This is a genomic window from Haloarcula nitratireducens (genome assembly GCF_019599505.1).
The window spans coordinates 1-10,748 of record NZ_RKLT01000050.1 but is presented as its reverse complement, the minus strand read 5'-3'; the positions used below and the strand labels follow the sequence as shown (position 1 = coordinate 10,748).

The 10,748-nt window shown below is 58.5% G+C and carries 10 protein-coding genes and 2 pseudogenes; 5 read left to right on the top strand and 7 right to left on the bottom strand.

Annotation, left to right across the window (positions count from 1 at the left end; genetic code table 11):
• The 3 genes and pseudogenes from EGH23_RS25890 to EGH23_RS25880 all read left to right on the top strand — a co-directional run.
• Positions 1 to 197 (top strand): annotated as a pseudogene (locus EGH23_RS25890) (RNA-guided endonuclease TnpB family protein); the annotation flags it as partial.
• A 78-nt stretch (positions 198 to 275) separates the two neighbouring features.
• Positions 276 to 615: pseudogene (locus EGH23_RS25885) on the top strand (toxin-antitoxin system TumE family protein).
• 25 nt (positions 616 to 640) lie between these two features.
• Positions 641 to 1,090 carry an HVO_A0114 family putative DNA-binding protein gene (locus tag EGH23_RS25880; protein ID WP_220582868.1) on the top strand — a complete coding sequence of 150 codons (450 nt, stop codon included), beginning with the start codon at positions 641 to 643 and terminating at the stop codon, positions 1,088 to 1,090.
• A gap of 228 nt (positions 1,091 to 1,318) precedes the next feature.
• Here EGH23_RS25880 and EGH23_RS25875 read toward each other — a convergent pair whose 3' ends face one another.
• From EGH23_RS25875 to EGH23_RS25855, 5 genes are all read right to left on the bottom strand, one after another.
• Positions 1,319 to 1,888, bottom strand: a complete 570-nt coding sequence (locus EGH23_RS25875) for a hypothetical protein (RefSeq protein ID WP_220582867.1) — start codon at positions 1,886 to 1,888, stop codon at positions 1,319 to 1,321.
• Entirely contained in the window at positions 1,885 to 2,040 is a 156-nt protein-coding gene (locus EGH23_RS25870; RefSeq protein WP_220582866.1) for a DUF2080 family transposase-associated protein, read from the bottom strand. Before EGH23_RS25870 ends, EGH23_RS25875 begins: the two co-directional genes overlap by 4 nt.
• Positions 2,041 to 2,222: 182 nt before the next feature.
• Positions 2,223 to 2,516 carry a PadR family transcriptional regulator gene (locus tag EGH23_RS25865; RefSeq protein ID WP_220582865.1) on the bottom strand — a complete coding sequence of 98 codons (294 nt, stop codon included), beginning with the start codon at positions 2,514 to 2,516 and terminating at the stop codon, positions 2,223 to 2,225.
• 417 nt (positions 2,517 to 2,933) lie between these two features.
• Positions 2,934 to 3,503 carry a hypothetical protein gene (locus tag EGH23_RS25860; protein WP_220582864.1) on the bottom strand — a complete coding sequence of 190 codons (570 nt, stop codon included), beginning with the start codon at positions 3,501 to 3,503 and terminating at the stop codon, positions 2,934 to 2,936.
• Positions 3,500 to 3,868 carry a ribbon-helix-helix domain-containing protein gene (locus tag EGH23_RS25855; RefSeq protein WP_236045105.1) on the bottom strand — a complete coding sequence of 123 codons (369 nt, stop codon included), beginning with the start codon at positions 3,866 to 3,868 and terminating at the stop codon, positions 3,500 to 3,502. Before EGH23_RS25855 ends, EGH23_RS25860 begins: the two co-directional genes overlap by 4 nt.
• A gap of 315 nt (positions 3,869 to 4,183) precedes the next feature.
• Between EGH23_RS25855 and EGH23_RS25850 the strand changes: the two genes are divergently transcribed.
• On the top strand, positions 4,184 to 5,212 hold the full coding sequence (locus EGH23_RS25850) for a Cdc6/Cdc18 family protein (RefSeq protein WP_220582862.1): 1,029 nt from the start codon (positions 4,184 to 4,186) through the stop codon (positions 5,210 to 5,212).
• Positions 5,213 to 5,710: 498 nt separating this feature from the next.
• Here the strand turns inward: EGH23_RS25850 and EGH23_RS25845 are convergent, their stop codons facing one another.
• Complete coding sequence (locus EGH23_RS25845) at positions 5,711 to 5,959, bottom strand: hypothetical protein (RefSeq protein ID WP_220582861.1); 249 nt, start codon at positions 5,957 to 5,959, stop codon at positions 5,711 to 5,713.
• Positions 5,960 to 6,042: 83 nt separating this feature from the next.
• Between EGH23_RS25845 and EGH23_RS25840 the strand changes: the two genes are divergently transcribed.
• Complete coding sequence (locus tag EGH23_RS25840) at positions 6,043 to 7,488, top strand: RNA-guided endonuclease InsQ/TnpB family protein (protein ID WP_220582860.1); 1,446 nt, start codon at positions 6,043 to 6,045, stop codon at positions 7,486 to 7,488.
• Positions 7,489 to 7,610: 122 nt separating this feature from the next.
• Here the strand turns inward: EGH23_RS25840 and EGH23_RS25835 are convergent, their stop codons facing one another.
• Complete coding sequence (locus tag EGH23_RS25835) at positions 7,611 to 10,382, bottom strand: PEP/pyruvate-binding domain-containing protein (RefSeq protein ID WP_220582859.1); 2,772 nt, start codon at positions 10,380 to 10,382, stop codon at positions 7,611 to 7,613.
• Positions 10,383 to 10,748 lie beyond the last annotated feature (366 nt).

Sequence of the window (10,748 nt, the reverse complement as noted above, 5' to 3'; positions counted from 1 at the left end):
GTCTGTACGTCTGTTCGTCGTGCGAAACGATGATGAACGCAGACGTGAACGGTGCAGTGAATATTCGGCGCAAGATAACTCAGAGTCCCCCGACGGGGGATATGAGTAACGGCTGGTTGGCACAGCCGGGAGTGTTCCTGTTCGACCGCGAGAGCGGGTCGTTCAACACGAGAGAGCAGGGAGACTGCAAACCCTAATATCCCAACACTTGGGATTCCCGCGTCTTTAGGCGCGGGAGGATGTCAAAGCATTGATCTGTGTCCCAATAGACGAGGATGGCCTCACAGTCCGACGACGACCTCAATGGCGTGAGCGAGGAGAGAAAATACCCTCGACGGGACTGTCATCCGTCTGTTCTGTATGGAGACAGACCGAGACGCGTACCCGTCTGGGTGGACCGACAAGCTTCAGTACGGCGCGACGGAGCCGGACCCACTCCGCACACTTGCCGACGGGACGATTCGTCGGTACGACAATTCACACGAGGACACGAAGGGGCACGAACTACACGGTGCATCAGACCCCGACCCAGACATCATCAAGTTCCCCGGAATGGTCGAACTCTGGGAACGATTCTGGAGCGAGATTCCAAGATCCGAATTCGAGGTCACGTGAGGCCAGCACACCACAGTGATACCCCATGAACGATACCACGCCGTCGCTGCACCCGATGGAGTGCGAACAGCTTCGAGCGGAATCAACCCTTGTGATAACCGTCAAGTCGTCCGGTAAGTTCCACGAGGATATCTCTGAGGGCATTAAGGCGTTTGAACAGGGCGACGCGGTGGATTCCACCCCGACGCTCTCGTTTACCAACTACAACGACCTCATGGAGACACTGACGCCGCGCGTTCTCGATCTTATCGAAGCCATCCGTCGGGAAGAGCCTTCCAGTATTAACGAGGCTGCACGGGTGGTTGACCGGGACGTGAAGAACGTCCACGAGGAACTCAGTCGCCTTGCTCAACTGGGTATCGTCTTCTTCGAGAAAGACGGCCAGAGCAAACGCCCGGTCGTCTGGTTCGACGAACTCGTCATCAATCTCCCGTTCGATCCAGAGGCTGGCGATACGGCAGCCGCTTCGCCGTGAAAATTTCAAACTTCGTTCAAACTTGGTGATAAGTCCGGAATATCTCACTATCACCAGCTAAGAACGAATCAATGTGAACCACCTCGGGGTCAAGTCCCGAGGCACTCACCTTGTTTCTTCTGTAGATGGTCATCATACCGAATATTGAGTTGGAAATCCAGTTCCTTGACACGGTATTAGCGGAATCCCACCTTTAGCAGTAGGAGAAAGTCAGGAGAGGCTTGCCGGTTATTTGATGCGAACGTCGATTAAGTTTCCAATCTCGTGCGTCGGGGGATCGTACTGAATATGGAATCCCGAGTTATATGACTTCCTCTGGCACTCATCGGTTCGTTCGACGTTGACTGTGACGGTTGGAAGACCATCCCACGGCGGAAGCACGTCTTCTTCGCGATCCTCTTCAATTGCCTGTTCTGCTTCCTCCATAGTTAGGTCAGAGAACTCATCCAACCACCATCTTCGTGAAGAATTAACATCAACGGCACAGTATTCGGGCGACCCCTCTCCTGATTCGGTGTATACAATCGAAGGGTCAATTCCTACACGGTCCAGTTCTTCCATACTGATTTTTGCAAAGCACATGAGCGTCTCTCCAGCACCTTCGACGCTAGCATGCCAGATGGTCGCGTTCAGCGTTGCCTTGGGAAGCGTATCACTGCGGTATGATGACCCATCGTATTTCGACGTTGGCACACTCATTGGGCCATCGAACCGGAAAACCACCTCATGACCTTCAGCTTCACAGAGTGTTTGAACGAGTGATGCTGTTCGTGCAGAATCGTTAGTTGCGCCACTCATTCTTCAGTCTCTTCGGTTGGTTCTGAGGTTCGAACGACCTTCACGTCGGCTCCACGCCAGCGTTTCGGGACGGTGACGTGGGCGCTGTTCCCAAACGGTCTAACCTTACCATCAAGAACTTCCTCGCCGTCGATCTCAAAACGGTCTGTCATACCTATGTATATCCTTTGGATATACTTAGAGATGTTGTTTCCCAATCATTAGTATCAGTGAGAAGGGGTCGAACCACACGATATACAACGCCAACTACCGTTTTGTGTGGCACCTGAAGCACCGACATGCTATGTCTCTTAGCGGCATGTTTCTCAACGCAAAACCTGAACTCTGTAGGTCGCTATGCAGGCGACGCCTCTGCAGGTTCTATATATTTATGTTCCCAGTCACGGCGGGCTTCAAGTTCACGACGACCACGCCGAGTGAGTGTGTAGATGTTCGTTCGTCGGTCTTGCGTCCCTTTCTCGACAAGGCCCTTCTCGACAAGGGCATCAAGGTTTGGGTAGAGTCGTCCGTGGTGGATCTCCTGCTCGTAGTAGTCTTCGAGCTCATCTTTGATGGCGAGGCCGTGGGGCTCATCACCACCAGCGACGACGTACATGAGGTCTCGTTGGAACCCAGTCAGATCGTGCATATCCCATATCAGTAGGTACCGCTATCGGATATGTTTGTCGGCCCACAAATGATGTAAGGTAGCATTGACCATATCAGCAGTTGAAGAGTTCCGGCTGAGATTTCGCCTCTGCCTATAACTGTGTGATAGTCCGACAGGCTACTGCATTTCACTAGGCTGTTTTCCTTGACTCACTCCCACAGCAGCCGCATGTGAACTACCCCACCCTACCGCTCGCCTGATGGCTCGCGGTTGAGGGTGAGGCTTCCTGTTTCGATGACGCGACTTGCACTCACCTGTCCACCCGAAGCGGTGAACGAGGAGAGCGTAGCGGTGGGCCAGCGAGACGAAGTCTCGTGCGGTCGTGGAATGTCGAGCGGCGAGGGTTTTCAGGGAGCGTCCCCGACGTTGGGTGTTCGGCGTCGCTCTCGGAGCCGGTCACGCGTCAAGACGCTGGAGCAATTGCGTAACGTAGGGACTATTCTCCCAGCTCCGATGCGGGCTGATCGTCGTGATGAGCCTTCGAGCCTCCGTGTGGCTCAGATGCCCGTTCCGGGCGTAGTCGACGATGAGCCGCGGCGTCGGGACGATCCGCGGACCCTGCAGCACAGCGTGAATCAGCGGGAAGTTCGTCCCGCCAAACTCGTCGGTGAGAAACCCGTCGACATCAAGCGCGTTCGCGAGAACGATGCCATCAGTTTCACCGTCGTCAAGGCCGAACGTTGGTCGCGAGTCTGGTGTCTCCTCGTGCGCATACGGATCCTCGACAGTGTAGTGGTTGCGGGCTGCGAGGACGTTACTCGCAGCTGCCCCGTGGATGTCCTGATACTGCGTGATGTCACGGAGCTCTGTAACGACTTCCGACGGCACGAACACCTCACACGACGTGAGCAGATACTGAAACGGGTCTGGGGCGTCGGTATCGACGGTCGCGTCGGCTCGGGGAACCGCGAGACTGACGAGCGCGCTGGTGTCGGCGACGACCGTTCGCAGTCGCCGGCCGCTCATCGATCATCGTCGGCTGCGGTGTCGACCGCTGTCGCGTCGCCATCGTAGACGTCAACGTCGTCGGGGGCAGCGAGATCGAGTGGTTCATCCTCGAGATCCGCTTTGAGGAGGCGGAGTCGCTGGGCGGTCTCGGCGCCGACCAACTGCTTGACCGTCTCGAAATCGAGTTGGTCGTCGTAGTATTTCGTCGCGACCAACTCCTGAAACGTCTCGCTCTCGGCCGTGTCTTCGATGTACTCCCGAATCGCCTCGACAAGCAGATCCGTTCGGTCCTTGTCGAAGAGCTCTGCGATGGCATCGAGCCGGTCAACGAGATACTCCGGCGACTGGAAATGGACCCGTCGCGGATCGTCACTTGCGCTCATTCTATGTGCAAGTTCTGCACATAGACGCATAACGGTTTCGGCGACTGCACAGAGCTTGCACTTGACCTCCTCCGCGTGAACGCGGAGGAATCCCACTACAGGATTTCAGGCCATGCGAAGCGGCTATTGGTTTCAAGACGCATACGTTCCACGCGTCTGTATTTCCGGAAAACCACCAACGGGCTGGACAGATATAGAGAGAACCACACGACTGCGGACGAATACAGTGCTGCGATTTTCAGTGAGTAGCGCGCTTTCCGGAAACGACCCGTCCACGCTTTTATACTTCGATGCGAAATCTCTTCAGCAAAGCGAATGATCCGCGATGCTCGCGTGCTTCGGGCTGGTTTCGTCCCTAGTGAAGTCCAGCATCGTGACGCCGAAGTCAATCATCTCTCCTGTGTCCTCGAACCGGTAACAAACGACGAGCCTGCTGACACTGCTGTCGTCACTGGTCCTAGTGGTGTTGGGAAAACCTGCCTCTCACAGTTCGTCACCGAACGCCTTCGTGAGGAGGTCCTCGACATCGAAGTGACCTATATCAACTGTTGGCGCAACTACACCCGCTTTCGAGCGGTCTATCAGCTATTGGACGATCTCGGCGAAACCCTCGACATCCATCGGCAGTCGACACCGCATGACGAACTGATCGACCGTCTACAGAAATACGACGGTCCGCGAACGGTCGTCATCCTCGACGAAGTCGACCAGCTGGAAGATTCCGATGTCATCTACGACCTTCATAGCCTTCCACAGTTCGCGCTGATCTGTATCGCGAACGAGCAAGAAGACCTCTACAGTCGTCTCGACGACCGCCTCGTCAGTCGTCTCCGCTCCAGTGAACACGTTCGGATGGACCGATACCACGACGAGCAGTTATGCGATATTCTCGCGGCTCGCGCCAAACGAGGGCTAGAGAAAGACGCCGTCACGGACGATCAGCTCTATCGCATCGCCGATGCCGCAGCTGGCGATGCGCGGCTTGCCATTGGGATTCTTCGCACTGCAGCTAGTGCGGCCGACCGCAAGAACACTGGGCAGATTACCGACGACATCTTGCTTGACGCTGCGGATGATGCACGCGACCAGATCAGACAGAAGAATCTCGACTCGCTCACGCCACACCAACAGGTCGTCTACGAAATTGTCCGGAAACATGGTCCGATTGGACCAAGCGAGATTCACGACTGCTATTCAAGCGAGGTAGACGACGCCCGGACGAAGCGAACTATCCGAACGTATCTCTCGAAGATGAGCCAGTACAATCTCGTCGAAGCCGAGGGGACGAGTCGTGACCGGGAGTATACACTCGTCAATGGAACTGTGTCCTCAGCGGTTGAGTGACTTGGAGACTGCCAGCAATATCGGCGTTAATTATAGGTTGGTTGACGAGAGAAAGCCATGTATGGGTGAGTTAGGAGAACAGCAAGCTAGTGAGAACGAGCAGGACCAAGAAACCGAAGAGGACGGCGATCTCAGACACTTAGACGATGCCGAGATTCGGTGTGGAATTTCGTTGACTTCCCATCAAGACGAACACAATAGCTAAGAGGGATACGGTTACCAGCCGGTTACAGGGAGAGGAGTACTCCACCAGACTCGCTCTCGGTGAGAGGGGCTGTTCGTCACTGAGGTGTTTTATCCATCCGATTCTGTATTGCTGCTGCCAGTTCGTCTGCACGCTGACTGCCGACGAGGAGGTCACGGTCGGTACGTCTCGTCAGGAAAACGCCGTCTGACAGAAAGCTAGCGGAAGCCCACCCCTTTAGGGGTGGGTCTGAGTGGTAGGCCCGGTCTCCACGTTCCACCGCTCCATCGGCCGGCCCGTGATTCCCAGGTCGTTCATTCACCGTCTTCAACCGGCCACCACACTACGGCCCGCGCGCCGACCTCCATCCGCTCCACCGCTCCACGCTTCTCCAACCCACGTAACCGCTCCAACACTGCTTTCCGTCCAATACTCACCTCGCCGGCGACCTGTTTCGCCGTCAACACCGGCTTCTCGGACTTCCAAAACACGTCGAGTAGATCCTCGTCTGACACCTCCGGCTCGTACGCCCCGCCTTCGCCGCGCGAACGATCCTCGCTCATACCCCCACGTACCCGTTACTCATCCATAACCGTTGGCTTCGAGGGAAAACGTTTAACACCACCCGACACGAAGGAAGTGGCGGATGCGACGAGCCAACACGTTCAGCGTCAGGCCGCTCTCTCACCGCGGGAGACTTGCCCTCATCGAACTGTTGGACTCGTCAGCTGCCTGCTTCAACGAGATCAACTACGACCGCCGCCAAGCCTACTTCTCCGCACGGCACGACGCGGACGACCACCACACCGTCGCCGAACTCAAAGACATCGTCCGCGACGTTGCCTCCCAAGAGGAGTACCGCAACAAGTACATCCAGCAGCTCTCATCGAGCATCCCACAGCAACTCGACCGCAAGAACTGGCAGACATGGAAAGGCTTCTTCGACCTCCTCCGCAAGTACCGCGACCCCGAAGACGACGAAATCACCGATGAACCAAGCGCGCCAGGGTACTGGAAGGAGGATGGCACTCGCCAACTCCACACCGTCATCCGCAACGACACCTACTCACTGGAACTTGGGGAACGCTCACGACTCGAAATCCCGCTGGGCAAGGAATTGAAGGAGAAGTACGGCTTCGGCTACAACGAGAAACTTCGCTTGGAAGTCAGGGGCCGCCCACACTGGAAGGGCCCGAACGGTTCCCTCGAACTCTCATACGACCGGACTGCCGAAACGTTCACCGCACGTCAATCCGTCGGACGCACCCACACTGATCCTGTCCGACGGTTCACCGACACCTGTACATTGGCCACCACCTCAAGCGAGGACGAAGGAGTGGTGGCAGCGGTGGACATCGGCGCAAACAACCTCGCCGCCGTCGTCACGAGTGAGGGCGACCACGTGGTCTTCCACGGCCGCCCCTGCTTCGAGCAGTTCCACGCCCTCACGAGGGAAATTGCAGACTTGCAGTCCGGACTTCCTGACGACCGGTACTACACCGACCGAATCGAACGGTTGTACCGCCGCCGGCAAGAGCAGCGCGATCATGCACAAGATGCGCTCGTTCGCCACCTTGCCCGATGGCTCGTCGAGCGAGGCGTCACAGATCTGTACGCCGGAAAACTCGACGATGTGCGCAAGAAGCACTGGAGTGCGACCGTGAACGAGAAAACGGACTTGTTCTGGGCGCACGGCAGGTTCCGTGATCGACTTGAGGACGTGTTGGAGGATGAGTGCGGCATTACCGTTCATGAGGAAAGCGAGGCAGGCACGTCCAGCGAGTGCCCGGTGTGTGGTGTTAAGAACGTTCACCGTTCCGGCGACCTTGTGCAGTGTCTCTCGTGTGGTTTCGAGGGGCACAGTGATGTGGTGGGAGCAGTGAACTTCCTCGCGGAGCAGGCGGACTTGGAAGGTGGGCCGATGGCTCGGCCCGCGGCCCGCGGTCAGAACAGGCCACGGGACGCAGTTGCGTGCCTCGAGTGGGACGACCACCGGTGGCAACACCGTGGTCATTCGACCAAAGAGGAACCCGCAGACCGGAGTACCCGTAAGGGGAATCTTGCCTCCGGTGCTGGTTCAGGTACGGCCTGAATCAACCCACGCGGAGGAATCCCACCCCTTCAGGGGTGGGAGGAAGTCAATCCTCGAGAAGAACGGACTGCACCGGTACAGAGAGACTGGTTTTCTGGCCCTGGAAAGCTTGTGTTCGAAACCTACGGTCGATTCTCTGAATTAGCCTCGCGCTGCTCAGCACGCTCCTCGTCGCTGGTCTTCGGATCTTCGTCGAGTAGTTCGACCGTGCCACGAGTCCCGTCGATGCGGATCCGTTGCCCGGTCTGAATCCGTCTCGTCGCGTCCGAAACGGAAACGACGGCGGGGAGGCCATATTCCCGAGCCACGAGCGCCCCGTGACTGACAGAGCCGCCGACTTCGGAGACCAGCCCGGCGGCGTTCAGGAACAGCGGTGTCCACCCGGGATCGGTCGACGGCGCAACGAGTATCTCGCCGCGCTCGACCGTTGCGGTCTTTGGATCCCGGATGACGCGAGCGACGCCTTCGACGACGCCCGACGAGACGCCGGTCCCGACCAGCGCGTTCTCAGGGGCAGTTTCGGTCCCCGTATCGCCGCGAATGACTTCTCCTTCGCTTGTCAACACGGGCGGCGCATTGAGTTCGATATTCCGTGCGTGTTCTCGGCGGCGGGCATCGATATCGACATCGACGCATTCGCCGTCCAGCGCGGCGAACAGTTCATTCTTGTGAAGATACCAGACGTCGTCCGGTTGGTCGAGCTGGCCCTTGGCAGCGAGCTGTGCGCCTACGTCCAGTAGCGCCGTTCGCCACGCGGTGAACGCTCGGGCGGCTTCCTGTTTGGGGTACTCCCGGAAGTAGACCGTGTCGCGGTATGTGCGGATTAGCCGACGAACGTAGCGACGGCGAAGCGGCCCAAGCAGACCGTGGTCGGCACGCGTTTCGAGACGTGCAGCAGCTACTTCCGCGTCGTTCGCGAGCCATCGAATGCGTTCGTGGTGGTCGCCCCTCGCCTCGTCTGCGAGGTTCGCCCGAACGACGGCGAGGAGCATCGATGGGTCCTCTCGCCAGCGCGGCCTGCTGATGTCAATCTCGCCGGTACTGCGGTGCCCGAACTCGTCGAGGAAGTCCTCGAACCCCTCGATGAAGACCTCGTCACCAGCCACGTTCTCGAGCTCAGCGAGGCTGGCCCCGCCGCGGAGGGCCTTCGCAACAGGCGGGTGGGTTCGGGCGACATCGGCGAGGTCGCCAAGACCGAGGTTAATGCGCGTGACCACATCGTGTTCGAACCCGCGGCCGACCGCGTTCACATCCTCGGCGTGGTTGGGGAACGTCCGCGTGAGCCAGCCCCCGAGCGCGAACGCGAGAAACAGCGGGCTAACCTGCGGGTAGACCTCTCGGAGGAAGCGTCCGAAGTCGATTCCTTCGAACACGGCACGAGCTCGGGCTTCAGGAGTCGAAGCATCGGTGACTTCCCCGACGAACAGGTCGCTCAATCGAGCCCACGACTCGTCGTCGGGAGTGGGCCCGCGACCAACTAGTGCACTGAGCAGGTTCCAAACGATGCGGGGGACTGCCGGACCGAGCAGTCGAGCCACTCGCCCGGCCGTTGCGACGTAGTCCGGGAGCGCACCGACCGTACTCCCACGGGACTTGAACGCTTTCGGTCGGCGAGAGACGATATCGTCGAGACCGGCGGAGATGGGTTCATTGACGGCGGCGAGTCGCTCGATCAGCCACGACTGCGTCGTGTCGTTCCGCAGAAATGGGGTGATATCGATATAGATCCGGCCCCCAGCCTCGACCGTCGGGTTACCCAGAGACGCGTCGAGACCGGCGGCGGAGAACGCATTGCCAGTGTAGGTTCGCCAGACGTCTCGGACGAGAGGCGGCATCGCTTCCGGCATCGCCTGCATATGGCCCATGCTGATGTATACGTGGAGGCGGTCGTCATCGGGTGCCGGCGACGGGCGGGGAAACAGCGACGTGATGGGACGGGACTGCAGCAGCACAAACTGACCGTCAGCGAGCGCCCATTCGACGTCCTGTGGCGCGCCGAGGAGCCGTTCAGCCTGCTCGCCGAACGCGACGAGGGTGCGAAGTTGGTCGTCGGTGAGGACACGCGACTCCCGTCTATCCGGTGGGAGCTCGACTCTTTGTGTGCCCCCCGCTTTGTCGGCGATGCCATCCTTGTGTAGTTCGACGGCGATGGTCTTCGTGCCGATGGAATACTCCAGTATCTCATCGGTCTGGCTATTCACGAGCGCGTGGTCCGGCGTGACGTCACCAGCGACAATACTCTCTCCGAGCCCGAAGCTCGCATCGACCGACGCCACGTGTCGGTTCCCGGTCGTTGGGTCCGCGGTGAAGAGGACACCGGCGGCCGTCGCATTGACCATCGGCTGGACAACGACAGCCATCTCCGCGTTGGCGTGGTCAACGTCGCTACGCGCTCGGTAGGCGACCGCTCGGTCAGTAAAAAGACTGGCCATGCAGTTCCGAACGCGGTCGAGGACGTGGTCGCTGGCTACGCCCAAGAACGTCTCGTGTTGACCGGCGAACGACGCGCTTGGCAGATCCTCGGCTGTGGCGCTCGACCGGACAGCAAACGAGTTGGTGTCGTCGAACGAGGCCAGCGCGTCGGCGACCGCTGTCTCGATGGCCCCATCGAACTCCCGGCTCCCGATGAGCGACCGGAGTTCAGCTGCGGCTGTAGCGAGTGCATCGGTGTCAGTCGAATCAAGCGCGTCCAGTCGACGGATTGCATCCCGAATCTCCGGTGTATCGACGAGGGCTCGGTACGCGGTGGTGGTGACGACGAACCCTGGAGGAACGGGAAGGCCAGCCTGTGCCAGAGTGGCCAGATTCGCTCCCTTGCCGCCGGTTGCATCGATGTCTTCGGCATCCGAATCGTGTAACCACCGTACGATACCTCCAGTAGAACCTTCTGTCATCGTAATTGCTAGAGCACTGCTACGCATCGGATAGCCATAACGATAGGGCTCTCAGCGTCTCGTTTCGAACTGTGAGACACTATATGCGGATTCGATTCCGGAAATGCTTCTGGAGACACACATCAGGGAACTAAAACCCGAAGACAGCGCCGCCGTTCGTCGATGAACAGCTTCTATCCCTGAAACCCGGAGACGGCACGCGGCGGCTTATACAGAATCAAGGAGAATACCTGCGGCTTTAGCCGCAGGATGAATCTGACACTACTCGAAACAATCCACCGCTCGATAGCACTACAGCGTTTCCAATCCACAATGTCCAAGTAGTGCCACTTTGTAGCAGGGAGCAAGGTCAGGTCGGAACGGAGC